The organism is Stutzerimonas azotifigens (assembly GCF_013522725.1).
In the GTDB taxonomy this organism is placed as follows: Bacteria; Pseudomonadota; Gammaproteobacteria; order Pseudomonadales; family Pseudomonadaceae; genus Stutzerimonas; species Stutzerimonas azotifigens_A.
The window spans coordinates 190,786-206,273 of sequence record NZ_JAAMRF010000003.1 but is presented as its reverse complement, the minus strand read 5'-3'; the positions used below and the strand labels follow the sequence as shown (position 1 = coordinate 206,273).

18 protein-coding genes and 1 other RNA gene are annotated in these 15,488 nt (G+C 63.0%); 8 read left to right on the top strand and 11 right to left on the bottom strand.

The window, feature by feature from the left end; genetic code table 11:
• Position 1 precedes the first annotated feature (1 nt).
• Both pepP and G7026_RS06855 read right to left on the bottom strand, forming a co-directional pair.
• Complete coding sequence (pepP, locus tag G7026_RS06860) at positions 2-1,336, bottom strand: Xaa-Pro aminopeptidase (protein ID WP_181070010.1); 1,335 nt, start codon at positions 1,334-1,336, stop codon at positions 2-4.
• A 14-nt stretch (positions 1,337-1,350) separates the two neighbouring features.
• Positions 1,351-1,905 (bottom strand): YecA/YgfB family protein, encoded by a 555-nt coding sequence (locus tag G7026_RS06855; protein ID WP_181070009.1) that lies wholly within the window; start codon positions 1,903-1,905, stop codon positions 1,351-1,353.
• A gap of 134 nt (positions 1,906-2,039) precedes the next feature.
• Here G7026_RS06855 and G7026_RS06850 point away from each other — a divergent pair, with 134 nt between their 5' ends.
• The 5 genes from G7026_RS06850 (at position 2,040) to G7026_RS06830 (ending at position 4,185) form a co-directional block, all read left to right on the top strand.
• Positions 2,040-2,249 carry a TIGR02449 family protein gene (locus tag G7026_RS06850; protein WP_181070008.1) on the top strand — a complete coding sequence of 70 codons (210 nt, stop codon included), beginning with the start codon at positions 2,040-2,042 and terminating at the stop codon, positions 2,247-2,249.
• Positions 2,246-2,560 (top strand): cell division protein ZapA, encoded by a 315-nt coding sequence (locus tag G7026_RS06845; RefSeq protein ID WP_181070007.1) that lies wholly within the window; start codon positions 2,246-2,248, stop codon positions 2,558-2,560. Before G7026_RS06850 ends, G7026_RS06845 begins: the two co-directional genes overlap by 4 nt.
• A 33-nt stretch (positions 2,561-2,593) precedes the next feature.
• Positions 2,594-2,772, top strand: a non-coding RNA gene (gene ssrS / locus G7026_RS06840) — 6S RNA.
• Between the two features lie 3 nt (positions 2,773-2,775).
• Complete coding sequence (locus G7026_RS06835) at positions 2,776-3,384, top strand: 5-formyltetrahydrofolate cyclo-ligase (protein ID WP_181070006.1); 609 nt, start codon at positions 2,776-2,778, stop codon at positions 3,382-3,384.
• A 351-nt stretch (positions 3,385-3,735) separates the two neighbouring features.
• Complete coding sequence (locus tag G7026_RS06830; RefSeq protein WP_181070005.1) at positions 3,736-4,185, top strand: EVE domain-containing protein; 450 nt, start codon at positions 3,736-3,738, stop codon at positions 4,183-4,185.
• Between the two features lie 19 nt (positions 4,186-4,204).
• Here the strand turns inward: G7026_RS06830 and G7026_RS06825 are convergent, their stop codons facing one another.
• The 6 genes from G7026_RS06825 to cyoA all read right to left on the bottom strand — a co-directional run bounded on the left by G7026_RS06825 (position 4,205) and on the right by cyoA (position 9,508).
• Entirely contained in the window at positions 4,205-4,546 is a 342-nt protein-coding gene (locus tag G7026_RS06825; protein WP_258190195.1) for a flagellar basal body-associated protein FliL, read from the bottom strand.
• Between the two features lie 178 nt (positions 4,547-4,724).
• A complete protein-coding gene (cyoE, locus tag G7026_RS06820; RefSeq protein WP_181070342.1) occupies positions 4,725-5,624 on the bottom strand; it encodes a heme o synthase in 900 nt (299 codons plus the stop codon).
• 2 nt (positions 5,625-5,626) lie between these two features.
• Complete coding sequence (cyoD, locus tag G7026_RS06815) at positions 5,627-5,959, bottom strand: cytochrome o ubiquinol oxidase subunit IV (RefSeq protein WP_181070003.1); 333 nt, start codon at positions 5,957-5,959, stop codon at positions 5,627-5,629.
• Positions 5,956-6,570 carry a cytochrome o ubiquinol oxidase subunit III gene (gene cyoC, locus G7026_RS06810; RefSeq protein ID WP_181070002.1) on the bottom strand — a complete coding sequence of 205 codons (615 nt, stop codon included), beginning with the start codon at positions 6,568-6,570 and terminating at the stop codon, positions 5,956-5,958. The genes cyoD and cyoC overlap by 4 nt, the downstream gene beginning before the upstream one ends.
• Positions 6,571-6,574: 4 nt before the next feature.
• Positions 6,575-8,548: a cytochrome o ubiquinol oxidase subunit I gene (gene cyoB / locus G7026_RS06805; RefSeq protein ID WP_181070001.1), complete on the bottom strand. Its 1,974-nt coding sequence runs from the start codon at positions 8,546-8,548 to the stop codon at positions 6,575-6,577.
• Between the two features lie 48 nt (positions 8,549-8,596).
• Entirely contained in the window at positions 8,597-9,508 is a 912-nt protein-coding gene (gene cyoA, locus G7026_RS06800) for a ubiquinol oxidase subunit II (RefSeq protein ID WP_181070000.1), read from the bottom strand.
• Positions 9,509-10,078: 570 nt separating this feature from the next.
• Between cyoA and G7026_RS06795 the strand changes: the two genes are divergently transcribed.
• Positions 10,079-11,059 (top strand): NADPH:quinone oxidoreductase family protein, encoded by a 981-nt coding sequence (locus G7026_RS06795; RefSeq protein ID WP_181069999.1) that lies wholly within the window; start codon positions 10,079-10,081, stop codon positions 11,057-11,059.
• Between the two features lie 91 nt (positions 11,060-11,150).
• On the opposite strand, the gene secB is transcribed toward G7026_RS06795, so the two are convergent.
• The 3 genes from secB to G7026_RS06780 form a co-directional block, all read right to left on the bottom strand.
• Positions 11,151-11,648: a protein-export chaperone SecB gene (gene secB / locus G7026_RS06790; RefSeq protein WP_181069998.1), complete on the bottom strand. Its 498-nt coding sequence runs from the start codon at positions 11,646-11,648 to the stop codon at positions 11,151-11,153.
• A gap of 67 nt (positions 11,649-11,715) precedes the next feature.
• Complete coding sequence (gene grxC, locus G7026_RS06785) at positions 11,716-11,970, bottom strand: glutaredoxin 3 (RefSeq protein ID WP_181069997.1); 255 nt, start codon at positions 11,968-11,970, stop codon at positions 11,716-11,718.
• A gap of 1 nt (position 11,971) precedes the next feature.
• Positions 11,972-12,385, bottom strand: coding sequence for a rhodanese-like domain-containing protein (locus G7026_RS06780; protein WP_181069996.1), 414 nt, complete (start codon positions 12,383-12,385; stop codon positions 11,972-11,974).
• 138 nt (positions 12,386-12,523) lie between these two features.
• Between G7026_RS06780 and gpmI the strand changes: the two genes are divergently transcribed.
• Both gpmI and G7026_RS06770 read left to right on the top strand, forming a co-directional pair.
• The gene (gene gpmI, locus G7026_RS06775; protein WP_181069995.1) at positions 12,524-14,059 is read left to right on the top strand and encodes a 2,3-bisphosphoglycerate-independent phosphoglycerate mutase; all 1,536 of its coding nucleotides are present in this window, start codon (positions 12,524-12,526) and stop codon (positions 14,057-14,059) included.
• A 148-nt stretch (positions 14,060-14,207) separates the two neighbouring features.
• Positions 14,208-15,482 carry a murein hydrolase activator EnvC family protein gene (locus tag G7026_RS06770; RefSeq protein ID WP_181069994.1) on the top strand — a complete coding sequence of 425 codons (1,275 nt, stop codon included), beginning with the start codon at positions 14,208-14,210 and terminating at the stop codon, positions 15,480-15,482.
• The last annotated feature ends 6 nt before the right edge of the window (positions 15,483-15,488 follow it).

Sequence of the window (15,488 nt, the reverse complement as noted above, 5' to 3'; positions counted from 1 at the left end):
TTCAGGCGACCTGTTCGCGGGAAGCAGCCATCAACGCCTCGATCTCGGCGATTTCCTTGGGCACGCCGCCGGTGAGAATCTCGCAACCGTCGCGGGTGACCACCACGTCGTCCTCGATGCGTATGCCGATACCGCGCCACTTCTTGGCGACCTGTTCGTTGTCCACGGCGATATAGATGCCGGGCTCGACGGTCATGCACATGCCAGGCTCGAGCACGCGCCATTCACCGCCGACCTTGTAGTCGCCGACGTCATGCACGTCCATGCCCAGCCAGTGGCCGGCGCGGTGCATGTAGAACGGCTTGTAGGCCTCGGCCGCGATCAGCTCGTCCACCTCGCCTTCGAGCAGACCCAGCCTGACCAGCCCGGCGGTGATGACTCGAACCGTCGCCTCGTGGGCTTCGTTCCAGTGCTTGCCCGGCGCGATGTGCTTGAAGGCTTCCAGGTTGGCGTCCAGCACGATCTGGTAGATCGCCTTCTGCTCTGCGGAAAACCGGCCGCTGACCGGAAAGGTACGGGTGATGTCGCTGGCGTAGCAGTCGATCTCGCAGCCGGCGTCGATCAGCACCACGTCGCCGTCCCTGAGCGGCGCGTCGTTTTCCCGGTAATGCAGGATGCAGGCGTTGCGTCCGGCCGCGACGATCGAGCCGTACGCCGGCATCTTCGCCCCGCCCTTGCGGAATTCGTAATCCAGCTCGGCCTCGAGGTGGTATTCGAACAGGCCGGAGCGGCTGGCCTGCATCGCACGGATGTGGGCCCGCGCGGAAATCTCGGCCGCGGCGCGCATCACCTTTACCTCGTTGGCCGACTTGTACAGGCGCATGTCGTGCAGCAGATGGTCGAGGGCGACGAACTCGCTCGGCGGCTGAGCGCCCAGGCGCGCCTTGGAGCGGATGGTGTTTATCCATTCCATCAACTGGTGGTCGAATTCCGGATTGCTGCCAATCGCGTAGTAGACCCGTGATCGCCCTTCGATCAACCCCGGCAGGATGTCGTCGATGTCGCCGATGGGAAAGGCATCGTCCGCGCCGTATTCCTTGATCGCCCCGTCCTGGCCGGCACGCAGACCGTCCCAGAGCTCGCGTTCGGGGTCTCGCTCGCGGCAGAACAGCACGTACTCGCCGTGCTCGCGGCCGGGGATGAGCGCAACCACTGCCTCGGGCTCCGGAAAGCCGGACAGGTACTGGAAATCACTGTCCTGGCGGTACACATGCTCGACATCCCGGTTGCGCAGATGCACTGGCGCGGCCGGGAGGATGGCGATGCTGTTGGGCTCCATCTGATCCATCAGGGCTTTGCGACGGCGGGCGAATTCCGATTTCGGGATGCGAGTCATGGGCGGGCTTCTCGTTAATGCAGGGAAGGTTTTGGTGCAGGGGGAACCGGCTTGGCGCACTCGGTGAACAATAGCAGGGGCGCCACGCGCAGATATTCCATCACCTCCATGTAATCGTTCTCCCCGTCTTCGGACTCCTCCAGCCCGCCCTGCACCTGGGCGATGGCGGCCAGATCCTGCAGCACCTCGGTGGCTTCGTCGCTCAGCGCACGATCACCGGACGTCAGGCCGAAACCGGCCAGGAAGCCCTGGCACCATTGACCGAGTGCGGCAGTACGCTCGGCCAGCGGCGCCTCGTCGCTCGGCAGCAGCAGGACAATGGCGATGTCGTCGCCAGCCAGCTCGCCCTTGACCATTTCCTGCAGCCCCACCAGGGCCTGGCGGACCGGCTCTTCGGGCTCGCCACCGAGCAGCTCGGCGGCGTAGGACAGCCAGGGGTCGGCCTCGAAACCGGCGCCGGCGCAACTGCGACCGAGCAGATGACCGTGCAACTCGGCGGGCGATACGGGTTGCGCGCTGCCGGCCAGCAGTGCGGAAAAGGCAGCGTAGGGAGAATTCTGGATTGACATGGTGGCTAGGCGCATAGAAGCGCAATGACTAGAATGAAGGCTTCGTATCCTAGCACCGGGGTGCGAGCCAAGACCAACGCGCGGGCGCCGCACCCTGCAGCCCACTCCCCATTCGTCGCCACGTAGAGATCCCCATGGAAGACGCCGATCTGCACCTGCTGACTACCAAGCTAGAGCTGTTGATCCAGCGCATCGAGCAGCTCACGGCGCAGAACAAAGCCCTGCGAGCGGGTGAGCAGGCGTGGCGCGAAGAGCGCGCTCATCTGATTGAAAAGAACGAAATGGCCCGGTTGAAGGTCGAATCGATGATTTCACGCCTGAAAGCCCTGGAGCAGGACTCATGAGCCAGCCGAACACCGTTAACGTGCGTATTCTCGACAAGGAATACTGCATCGCCTGTCCACCCGAAGAGCGCAGCAAGCTCGAAGGCGCCGCGCGCTACCTCGACGGCAAGATGCGCGACATCCGCAACAGCGGCAAAGTCATAGGCGCCGACCGGATCGCGGTGATGGCCGCCCTGAACATCACCCACGAGCTGCTCGACAAGCAACACCGCCTCGACGAGGAGGCCGGCAACGCCCGCGAGCACGTGCGTTCGCTGCTCGAGCGGGTCGACAATGCGTTGGCCACTGATCCGAACAGCACGGGTAACTGATGGATGGTCGATGGATTGGGTTATACTGCCGGCGACTCCCTGGCATGTGCGCCAGTCGGCGATGACCCTCTCCCGATACGCAAAACCATGGAGGCTGCACGTTTGACCGGTGTGCATGTCCGCCCGACGGAAAGCCTGATGGTCTTCGGCAGTCGCCACCTTGAACTTTCGGGTTCAAGGGCCTACGCCGGCAGCGGCATGCTGGGGAGCCTTTCTTGACCGTCGCAGCCGAGAGCCTTTCCAGGCCGGCACTGCGTCGTCACTTGCGCCAACTGAGGCGCGATCTCAGCCCCGCCCAACAACGCCAATCCTCGCAACGACTCTACCGCCAACTGGCACAGCATCCGCTGTTTCGCCGCGCGCGCCACATTGCCCTGTACCTGCCCAACGATGGCGAGATCGATCCACGTCCGCTGCTGCGCGAAGCACAGCGTCGCGGCAAGGCGACTTATCTGCCGGTGCTCAACCCCTGGCCGCGCACACGCATGGTGTTTCAGCGTATCGCTCCGGGAGAGCGCCTGCGCTGCAACCGCTTCCGCATCCTCGAACCCCACCGGGCACCGGCCAGGCAGCGCCCGCTATGGGCGCTCGACCTGGTGATGATGCCCCTGGTGGGCTTCGACGAGCGTGGCGGCCGCCTGGGCATGGGTGGTGGCTTTTATGACCGCAGCCTGGCGTACCGGCGCCTGCGCAAAAATTGTCACAAACCGACCCTGCTGGGCCTGGCTCACGAGTGTCAGAAGGTGGATCGCCTGCCCCTGGCCAGCTGGGACGTGCCCATGACGGCGACGGTGACTGACCAGGGTTGGTACCGCAGTACCTGAGTGCGTCGCCGGGACGGCCGGCGGCGAACTTTATCGTTGCGTCTGAATAACCGGGGGCGCGTCACTCTGGCGCTCCCAAAGGCTCTGGGTGTAGCCCGTAGTGACCACACCCAGGCCGAAAATCACGACCAATACCCACAAAATATCTGGCTTGCGTCTCATAAGTTCGCCTCCCCCTGTCAGGCGAATATCCCGTCGAAACTTCTTTTCTGGTTTTGTGCCGCGACGGTCGATTTCGAAAACGAGGCATTTTCCGCGAAGGGTGGGCGTCCCGCAAACCGGTGCTGGGACCAGTTGTCGGTTAACCTTGCCATCGTTCGGCTGCCTGCAGTAATTCACGGAGCAAACTTCATGCCCTATTGGTTGATGAAATCGGAACCTGACGAATTTTCTATCCAGCACCTGAAGGAAAAGGGCAACGCCCGATGGGATGGCGTGCGCAACTACCAGGCGCGCAACTATTTGCGCGAGATGCGCGAGGGTGACCGGTTCTTCTTCTATCACTCTAGCTGCCCGGAACCCGGTGTCGCGGGGATCGGCGAAATCATTCGCGCCGCCTACCCCGATCCTGCCGCGCTCGACGGCCAGAGCCCTTATTTCGACGCCAAGGCCAGCGCCGAGAAAAATCCCTGGAGCGCGGTAGACGTGCGCTTCGTCGAAGCCTTCGACGCGGTCCTGCCGTTGGCGCTGCTGAAGACCGCCCCGGCCCTCGCCGACCTCGCGCTGGTTCGCAAGGGGAGTCGCCTCTCGGTGATGCCGGTGTCGCCCGACGAATGGAACGCGATCCTGGCGCTACGCTGAGCCGGACGCGGCCAGTCGGTCACTGGATGATCAGGTTGTTGAACAGCAGATCGTCAACCAGAGGCTGGCCGGTTTCCTGGCTCAGCACATCCTGCACCTGCTTGAGCGCTTCCTGGCGCAGGGTCTCCTTGGCGTCCAAGCTGCCGAGACTTTCGTCGGTCTGCTCCGAGAAGAGCATGACCAGTTGATTGCGGATGAGCGGCTCGTGATGCTTCACGCGATTTTCCGCATCGGTATTGGCGACCCGCAGGGCGACGTCGGCCTTGTAGTACTTCAGCCGCTCGCCGCTGCCATAGTTGCCGACCAGCGCGGGGGTCAGGGTGTGGTAAATGGTTCTGGCTTCGACCGGCGGGTTGGCCATGGCCTGGCAGGACAGGCCCAGCGCAAGGGCCAGCAGGGCAGCGTACGACTTCATCGGCTTCTCCTCGAAAACGGCGATTCTGCCTGTCCCCACGCGCGACGTCAGTGCCAAGGCGCAGGCGGCTTCGATTCTTCCCGATGAATCGGCCGCCTGCGGCCTATCTTGAACCGCGCTCGCCTCAGCCGGCGTAGCTGAGCAACATCTGGCCCGTGCGCTGAACGTCCACCGCCATCATCAGGCTCAGGGCGGTGATGATATAGATGGAAAAGAAGAACAGCTTGCGGGCCCACAGCCGATCGTCCACTGCCTGATAGCCGGTCCAGGCCAGATACAGCCAATAGGAACCCATCGCGGCCGCGACCACCAGGTAACTGATTCCGGCGTAACCCCACAGCGCGAGCATCAGCGTGGCCAGCAGAAACGCCAGGATATAAAGGAGGATATGCCGCTTGGCCACGGCGATGCCCCGCTCCACCGGCAGCACCGGGATCGATGCCGCCAGGTAGTCCTTGTAGCGGAAGATCGCGATCGCATAGGAGTGCGGCACCTGCCACAGACTGAAGATGATCAGCAGCGTCAGCGCGGCCAGGTCGAACGAGCCGCTCGCCGCGCAGTAGCCGATCACCGGCGGCATGGCGCCCGATATGCTGCCGACCAGCGTGCCATGAACCGATTTGCGCTTGAGGTACAGGCTGTAGAAGCCCACATAGATGACGAAGCCGAGCACCGCGAACAACGCAGACAGCGGGTTCGCCCCCCAATACAGCAGGGAAACGCCGGCCAGCCCCAGCACCGTCGCATAGGCCAGCACCACCCGGCCCGGAAGCAGCCCCTGCACCAGCACGCGGTTGCGGGTGCGCTCCATCATCACATCGATGTCGCGGTCAATGTAGTTGTTGAAGGCGCAGCCCGAGGCCACCACCAGGGCAGTACCGAGCAGCGCTACCAGCAGCAACCAGAGGTCGGCAGCTCCCCGCGCGGCGAGAAAATAGCCGCCCGCCACCGAGATCGCGTTGCCGAAGATGATCCCCGGCTTGGTGACCTGAATGAAGTGACCCAGCGCACCGCGCGGCTTCATCATCAGTGCGCCAGCATGTAATGGTGGACGCTGAACATGATCCACAGCGACAGGAACACCAGCAGGAAGATGATCAGTACCGAGAAGCCCAGCGCCACCAGGTTCCAGCGCTGCTCCGACGCGCCGTTCATGTGCAGGAAGAACACCAGGTGCACGAGCACCTGCACCACCGCGAAGCCGACCACCAGCCAGAGCGTGGTGCTCTGGGAAAACGTCGGGAACATCACCAGTGCGAAGGGTATGACGGTGAGGATGACCGACAGCACGAAGCCGATGACATAAGAACCCGTGGTGCCGTGATCGGCACCGGTTGCGTCGGTGAAAGTGTTGCTCATCGCAGGACTCCCATCAGGTAGACGACGGTAAACACGCAGATCCACACCACGTCGAGGAAGTGCCAGAACAGGCTCAGGCAACGCAGGCGGGTCTGGTTCGTTTCGGTCAGCCCCTTGGCGCGCACCTGGAACATCAGCACGGCCATCCACAGCAGGCCGCTGATCACATGCAGGCCGTGGGTGCCGACCAGGGTGAAGAAGCCGGAGAGGAATGCGCTGCGGTTGGGGCCGAAGCCCTCGCTGATCAGCTTGTGGAACTCGTTGATCTCGAGCCCGATGAACGCGAGCCCCAGCAGGAAGGTGACCGCCAGCCAGCCCAGCAGCTTCTGCTTGTCGCCCCGGTGCATCGCCAGCATGGCGAAGCCATAGGTGATGCTGGAGAACAGCAGGCAGAAGGTTTCCACCAGCACATAAGGCAGCTCGAAGATTTCCGCACCGGACGGGCCGCCCGCCACACTGTCGACCAGGACCGCATAGGTCGCGAAGATCGTCGCGAACAAGATGCAGTCGGTCATCAGGTAGATCCAGAAGCCGAACACCGTTACCGAGCCGACATGCTCCGGACCGTGCTCCTCGGCAGCGTGCTCTGTTGCATGAAGTACATGTTGCATATCGTTAAGCCTTCGCCAGTGATTCGAGTCGTGCGTTCTCGATCCGCGCCACCTCTTCGGCAGGCACGTAATAATCGATATCGTCGTCGTTGCTGCGGATGATGAAGGCGATCACCGAGCCCATCAGGCCGGCGATGGCCATCCACCAGATGTGCCAGACCAGGGCGAAGCCGATCACCAGGCTGAAGCCGGCGAGGATCAGACCCGCACTCGTATTGCGCGGCATGTGGATCTTCTTGTAATCGCTGCGTATGGCCGTGCTGACACCACGCTCCTTCATGCCCCAGTAGGCATCCAGATCGTCCACCTCAGGCTGCTCGGCGAAGTTGTAGAACGGAGGCGGCGAGGAGGTCGACCATTCCAGGGTGCGTCCATTCCACGGATCGCCCGTCACGTCGCGCAGCTTCTCGCGGTTGCGGTAGCTGACCACCAGCTGCGCCGCCTGGGCGCAGACACCGATCAGAATCAGCGCCACACCCACGAGCTCGAGCATCAGGAAGGGCCGCCACTCGGGTACGTCGAAGCTGTTCAGGCGACGGGTCATACCCATGAAGCCCAGGAAATAGGACGGAATGAAGGCGAAGAAGAACCCCATCAGCCAGCACCAGAACGCGACCTGACCGAGGCGATTGTGCAGGCGGTAGCCGAACGCCTTGGGGAACCAGTAGGTCAGCCCCGCGAGGTAGCCGAACACCGCACCGCCGATGATCACGTTATGGAAGTGGGCGATCAGGAACAGGCTGTTGTGCAGCAGGAAGTCGGCGCCAGGCACCGCCAGCAGCACACCGGTCATGCCACCGATGGTGAAGGTAATGATGAAGCCGATGGTCCACATGATCGGCGTCTCGAAGACGATCCGACCGCGGAACATGGTGAACAGCCAAGTGAAGATCTTCACCCCGGTCGGCACCGCAATGATCATCGTCATGATGCCGAAGAAGGCGTTGACGTTGGCGCCGGCGCCCATGGTGAAGAAGTGATGCACCCACACCACGAACGACAGCACCGTGATCGCGATGGTCGCCCACACCAGCGAGGTGTAACCGAACAGCCGCTTGCGAGCGAAGGTCGAGGTGACTTCGGAGAAGATGCCGAACGCCGGCAGGATCAGGATGTACACCTCAGGATGGCCCCAGGCCCAGATGAGGTTGACGTACATCATCGGGTTGCCGCCCAGCTCATTGGTGAAGAAGTGCATGTCCAGGTAGCGATCCAGGGTCAGCAGGCCGAGGGTCGCGGTCAGGATCGGGAAGGCGGCGAGGATCAGGATCGCGGTGCAGAAACAGGTCCAGGTGAAGATCGGCATCTTCATCAGGTCCATGCCCTTGGTGCGCATCTTGAGGATGGTCACGAAGAAGTTCAGACCGGTCAGCAGCGTCCCGATACCCGATATCTGCAATGACCAGATGTAGTAATCCATCCCTACTCCGGGGCTGTAGCCGAGCTCCGAGAGCGGCGGATACGCCACCCAGCCGGTACGGGCGAATTCGCCGACAGCCAGGGAGATATTGACCAGCACGGCGCCGACCACGAACAGCCAGAAGCTCAACGAGTTGAGGAACGGGAAGGCGACGTCGCGGGCACCGATCTGCAGCGGCACGACGATGTTCATCAGGCCGATCATGAACGGCATGGCCATGAAGAAGATCATGATCACGCCGTGGGCGGTGAAGATCTGGTCGTAGTGCTCCGGCGGCAGGTAGCCGGCCGAGCCCGCCGCGGCCATGGCCTGCTGGGTGCGCATCATGATCGCGTCGGAGAAGCCGCGCAGCAGCATGATCAACGCCACGACGATGTACATCACGCCGATTTTCTTGTGGTCCACCGAGGTCAGCCACTCGCGCCACAGCGGTCCCCAGCCCTTGGCACGGGTGATCAGGGCGAGAACTGCAGCCCCGATGACCCCGACGACGGCCAGCGTGTACATGATGATGGGCTCGTGCCACGGGATGGCATCAAGGGTCAACTTACCGAACATGCTCAATTTCCTCTGCCTTCAATCGAATGCATCTGTGTCTGTCTCGGCTCAATGGCTGTCCATGTTCATGTCGGGCATGTCATCCATCTTTCCGTGGGCTGGGGCGCCCTTGTTCATGCCTTCGTACTTGTCCACCACGTGCTGGAACAGGTCCGGCTGCACCGAGGCGAAATGTTGGACGGGATGCTCGATGCTGGGCTTGGCCAGCACTTCGTAATCGGCCATCGACGCCAACCGAGCCGGGTCGCCACGTACCTGGGCGACCCAGGCCTGGAAGTCGTCGGGGCTCATGGCGCGGGCCGCGAAGCCCATCTTGGAAAAGCCTTCGCCGTTGTAGTTGGCGGCGAACCCGCGGTACTCGCCGATCTCGTTGGCGATCAGATGCAGCTGCGTCTGCATGCCGGCCATGGCGTAGATCTGCCCGCCGAGCGCCGGGATGAAGAACGAGGTCATCGCCCCATCCGAAGTAATGCGGAAGTTGATGGGCGTGTTATCGGGAATGGCCAACTCGTTGACCGAGGCCACGCCGAGTTCCGGGTAGATGAACAACCACTTCCAGTCCATGGCGATGACCTGCACAGTCACCGACGGCACGTCTGATTCGAGAGGCTTGTAGGGGTCCAGCGCGTGGGTGCTTTTCCAGGTCAGGACGCCCAGCGCAATGATGATCAGGGTCGGGATGCCCCAAACCACGGCCTCGATGCGGTTCGAATGCGCCCAGTTGGGCTGATAGTTCGCCTTGGTGTTGCTAGCGCGGTATTTCCAGGCGAACACGGCGGTCATGATGAATACCGGAATCACCACGATCAGCATCAGCAGCGTCGCGGCGATGATCAGGTTCCGCTCGTCCAGCCCTACCTGACCCTTGGGATTGAACAGCGTCATGTCGCACCCACCGAGCAGCAGCATGATCAGAAACGGCAGGACGCTCAGAAATCTCGGGTATCGCTTGTTGCTCATTCTTGGCCTCGAACTATGTGCCTGAAGGCATCGACCATTGGCTGCCATTCAGTCCTTGGGAATCGATAGGTCGCAGGTGCCCGTATCTTCGAAGCGGCTCGAAGATAGGCAGAGGAGCGCGAAGGCTCGTCTGTTGGCTCGGTGCGTTATTGCCGGATAACGGCGACTGGCGTTGCGCCAGCGGATCCGTGGCCCAATTGTTTTTTTCTAGGTGGGCGGAGGAGTCGGTGCAGGCACGTCCATGGCCGATGCCATGAATCGCCTCATGGCAGGGACGGACAGGCGAGCCGTGGCGAGGTGGCCCAGAAGCCCAAATATCAAGGGCTGCAGCTCGTGCGTGTCCGAGTTAGCAAAACAAGTGTGAAGCAAAGCTTTAATTGTTTCAAGACAATACAAACTTTGCCGAATCATGATCCTCCCCTTCCAAGAAGGGCCAGGGCGCGCGCGGCCTGGCCTCGAACCACACTTATGCGACGCCATCAGGACGGGCCATGCTCGTTGCGTCCCCGCCCTCCGGACCTAGACTGCCTGGCAGCCTTTGGCCCAATAACTCCAACAAGGACCTTCCCGATGAAAGCCATTCTGTGCAAAGCCTTCGGCCCCGCCGACACCCTGGTCATGGAGGAGACCACCAGCCCCGAGATCAAGAAAAACGAGATCCTTCTCGACGTACACGCCGCCGGGGTCAACTTTCCCGACACGCTGATCATCGAGGGCAAGTATCAGTTCAAACCGCCGCTTCCCTTCTCCCCGGGCGGGGAAGCGGCTGGCGTGGTGGCCGCGGTGGGCGAGAAGGTCACCCACCTGAAGGTTGGCGACCGGGTAATGGGACTGACCGGCTGGGGAGCATTCGCCGAGCAGACCGCGGTGCCGGCTCATAACGTGCTCCCGATTCCGCAGAGCATGGATTTCGAAACGGCGGCAGCGTTCAGCATGACCTACGGCACGTCCATGCATGCACTGCGTCAGCGCGCCAACCTGCAGCCGGGCGAAACCCTGCTGGTACTCGGCGCCTCGGGCGGCGTGGGGCTGGCAGCGGTGGAAATCGGCAAGGCGATGGGCGCCCGGGTGATCGCCGCGGCGTCGACCGCCGAGAAGCTCGAGGTGGCACGCAAGGCAGGCGCCGATGAGCTGATCAACTACAGCGAAGGCGGGGTCAAGGACAGGCTCAAGGAGCTGACCGGCGGCCAGGGCGTCGATGTGATCTACGATCCGGTCGGCGGCTCGCTGTTCGAGGAGGCGTTCCGCAGCATCGCCTGGAACGGCCGCATGCTGGTGGTCGGTTTCGCCGCCGGAGACGGCATCCCCGCGCTGCCGGCGAACCTGCCGCTGCTCAAGGGCGCTTCCCTGGTCGGCGTATTCTGGGGCGCCTTCGCCCAGCGCCAGCCCCAGGACAACGCCGCCAACTTCCAGCAGCTGTTCGCCTGGCACGCCGAGGGCAAGCTCAAGCCGCTGGTATCCCAGACCTTCCCGCTGGCGCAGACATCCGAAGCGATCGACACCCTCGGCCAGCGCCGCGCGGTCGGCAAGGTGGTGGTCAAGGTCCGCTGACGCGTCCGAGAGACCGCCAGAACGACGAAGGGCCCGCCATCAGGCGAGCCCTTCGTGTCGAACGCGTTGCGCCCGCAGGCGCCGTGCGTCCTCAGTGCTGAGCGGTGCTCGGCGCCTGACCGGCCTGCTGCATACGGGCCATTTCCTGCGCGTAGAGCGCATCGAAGTTCACCGGGGAAAGCATCAGCGCCGGGAACGAGCCGCGGGTGACCAGGTTGTCCAAGGCTTCGCGGGCGTACGGGAACAGGATGTTCGGGCAGAACGCGCCGAGGGTGTGGCTCATGGACGGTGCGTCCAGGCCCTTGATCAGGAAGATGCCGGCCTGCTGCACTTCAGCGATGAAGGCTACTTCTTCGTTGGTCTTGACCGTGACCGACAGCGTCAGCACCACTTCATGGAAGTCGCCTTCGAGCGCCTTCTGCTTGGTGTTCAGATCCAGGCCGACGCTCGGATTCCACTCCTGGCGGAAAATTTCCGGGCTCTTGGGCGCCTCGAACGACAGGTCGCGGACATAGATGCGCTGCAGGGAAAACTGCGCGCCTTGCTCGCCGTTCTGGGAAGCGGCGCCGTTGGTTTCTTGTTCAGCCATTTTCGAAGCCTTCTCGTTGTGCGTTTTGATAAGGGTTGTCGAGCGACCGTCCGTTGCGGCCTGCCCTTCAGGACTTGAGCAGGGCGTCGAGACGGCCGGCACGATCCAAGGCGAAAAGTTCGTCGCAGCCACCGACGTGCTGCTCGCCGATCCAGATCTGCGGCACCGAGGTGCGACCTGCCTTGCGCGCCATTTCAGCGCGAAGCTCAGACCGGCCGTCGACCGGAATTTCCTGATAGTCGACGCCCTTCTTGTCCAGCAGGCTCTTGGCCCGCAGGCAATAGGGGCACCAGGCAGTGGTGTAGATCACGACATGGGGCATATCACTTGACCAGGGGAAGGTTGTCGCCGCGCCAGCTGGAAATCCCTCCGCCCAGCTTGGCGGCCGTGTGGCCTGCCTTCTGCAACTCCCGGCAAACCGTACCGGCGTGCTGGCCCAAGGCATCGACCACGATCAGCGTCTTGCCCTTGTGCTTTTCCAGCTCCGCCATTCGGCTGACCAGTTTGTCGTGGGGAATGTTCAACGCCTCGACGATATGACCGGCGGCGAACTCCTTCTTCGCCCGCACGTCCAACACCACGCCTTCTCCACTGTTGACCAGTGCCGTCAGCTCGCGATTGCTCAGGCTCTTGCCGCCTTTGCGCGTCTCGGTGATGACCAGAAGGATCAGCAGCACGACGAACAGGCTGCTCAATACATAGTGGTTAGAGACAAATTCAATCAGGTTAGCGACCATCAAAAGGGTACCCGGGGGATAAAATGCGGGCCAGTATACACAGCCCCCCCAGCCGGCTGAACCCTGATACTCGTGACCCTGGCCCGGCCCGCCAGTAGACTGGCCGCCCTTTCAAGTCCCCGCGCAAGGAGCCCGAACATGCCCGCCGCACCCAAACCCCTGGTACTCGTCATCCTCGACGGCTTCGGGCATAGCGAAAGCCCCGAGTTCAACGCCATCCATGCAGCCAACACACCGGTTTACGACCGCCTGCTGAGCACCCAGCCGCACGGCCTGATTTCCGGCAGCGGCATGGATGTCGGGCTACCGGATGGGCAGATGGGCAACTCCGAGGTCGGCCACATGAACCTCGGCGCCGGCCGCGTGGTGTACCAGGACTTCACCCGCGTGACCAAATCCATCCGCGACGGCGACTTCTTCGAGAACCCAACGATCTGCGCCGCGGTGGACAAAGCGGTCGGCGCAAGCAAGGCGGTGCACATCCTCGGCCTGCTGTCCGATGGCGGCGTGCACAGCCACCAGGATCACTTGGTCGCCATGGCCGAACTCGCCGCCAAGCGCGGCGCCGAGAAAATCTACCTGCACGCCTTCCTCGATGGCCGCGACACGCCGCCCAAGAGCGCCCAGGCCTCGATCGAGCTGCTCCAGGGCACCTTCACCCGCCTCGGCAAAGGCCGCATTGCCAGCCTCATCGGCCGCTACTTCGCGATGGACCGCGACAACCGCTGGGACCGTGTGCAGCAGGCCTTCGAGCTGATCGTCGACGGCAAGGCCGAATACCGCTCCGATTACGCGGTGGACGGCCTGATCGCCGCCTACGAGCGCGGCGAAAGCGACGAATTCGTCAAGGCCACCACCATCGGCGAGCCGGTGAAGGTCGAGGACGGCGACGCCGTGGTGTTCATGAACTTCCGCGCCGACCGTGCCCGCGAACTGTCGCGTGCCTTCGTCGAGGACGACTTCGAGGGCTTCGCTCGCGCCCGCCGCCCGCAACTGGCTGGCTTCGTCATGCTCACCCAGTACGCCGCCAGCATCCCGGCCCCCAGCGCATTCGCCCAGGAGTCGCTGACCAACGTGCTGGGCGAGTACCTGGCCAACAACGGCAAGACCCAGTTGCGCATCGCCGAAACCGAAAAGTACGCCCATGTCACCTTCTTCTTCTCCGGCGGCCGCGAGGAGCCCTTCGAAGGCGAGCAGCGCATCCTGATCCCTTCACCCAAGGTCGCGACCTACGACATGCAGCCGGAGATGAGCGCACCGGAAGTGACCGACCGGATCGTCGACGCGATCGAGAACCAGCGCTACGACGTCATCGTGGTCAACTACGCCAACGGCGACATGGTCGGCCACACCGGCGTGTTCGAGGCCGCGGTCAAGGCGGTCGAATGCCTGGATCATTGCGTCGGCCGGATCGTCACAGCCCTGGAAAAGGTCGGCGGCGAAGCCCTGATCACCGCCGACCACGGCAACGTCGAGCAAATGGAAGACGCCATGACCGGCCAGGCCCATACCGCCCATACGTGCGAGCCGGTGCCCTTCATCTATGTCGGCAAGCGCAACCTGAAGATTCGCGAAGGGGGCGTGCTCGCCGATGTGGCGCCGACCATGCTGACGCTCCTGGGCATGCCCCAGCCTGCCGAGATGACCGGCCGCAGCATCGTCGAGCTCGACTGAAACGGGCCAGCGGTGGGTCTGATGCCCACCGCTCATCGGGCCGCGCGGTGCCGTTCACAACACCACGCGGCTTTTATCTGGCGTGCAGCCTCGCGCTGCATTTTTTAGGCATACTAGCCCGGTCTCGTACCCTGGTATCGCGCCACTCATGCTCCGCCTTCTCCCTCCCCTGATACTCGCGCTTGTCGTCGGCTCCGCCGTGGCGGACGATCGCGACGCCGCCCGTGCTCAGATCGAAGCCGCCCGCAAGGATGTCGCCGAGCTGCAGAAACTGCTCAAGCAGATCGAGCAGGAGAAGAGCAGCGTGCAAAAGCAGCTGCAGACCACCGAAAAGGAAATGGGCACACTGGAAAAGCAAGTCGACACCCTTCAGCAGGAGATCGACCGCAGCCAGTCGGAGCTGCAGCGCCTGGAAGAAGAAAAGACCACACTCGAAGGCGCCCGGATCGAACAGCAGCGCCTGATCGGCATCCAGGCCCGGGCCGCGTATCAGAGCGGTCGGCAGGAGTACGTCAAGCTGCTCCTCAATCAGCAGAATCCGGAAAAATTCAGCCGCACCCTCACCTATTACGACTACCTGAACAAAGCACGCTTCGAACAACTCGACGCCTTCAACGAAACCCTGCGCCAGTTGGCCAATGTCGAGGCCGGCATCACCGCCGAGCAGGCGCGCCTGGCCGAACAGCGCAACGGCTTGCAAGCTCGCCGCGGCGAGCTTGCCGAAGTACGCAAGGAACGTCAGCAGGTCCTGGCCAAGCTCAACCAGGACTTGTCCAGCCGCGGCCAGACGCTCAAAGCCAGGCAGCAAGAGCAGGCCCAGTTCGAACGCGTGCTCAGGACCATCGAACAGACACTGGCCCGGCAGGCGCGCGAAGCCGAAGAAGCCCGGCAGCGGGCCATCGCCGAGGCGCGCGAAGCGCAGGAGCGCCAGCGGCAGTCAGCCGCCGCATCGCCGGCCGCCACCCCCAGCACCGCACCGCGACAGGTCGTTTCCAGCGCTGGCACCAGCTATGGCGGACCTTTCGACAAGGCAAAAGGTAAGCTGCCGTGGCCGATCGATGGCCAATTGATCGCGCGCTATGGCACTCCTCGCGGTGGCGACGCTCGAACCAAGTGGGACGGTGTACTGATCGGCGCCAGCGCCGGCACCCAGGTACGTGCCGTGCATGGAGGTCGGGTAGTGTTTGCCGACTGGCTGCGCGGCGCCGGTCTACTGGTGATCCTCGACCATGGCAACGGATACTTGAGCCTGTACGGCCACAACCAAAGCCTGCTCCGCGACGCTGGCGACATCGTCAAGGCGGGAGATCCCATCGCCACCGTAGGCACCAGTGGCGGGCAGGAAGCTTCCGCATTGTATTTCGCCATTCGCCAACAGGGTCGCCCAAGCGATCCGGCGCAATGGTGCCGCGCGCAAGGATAAGCGCGC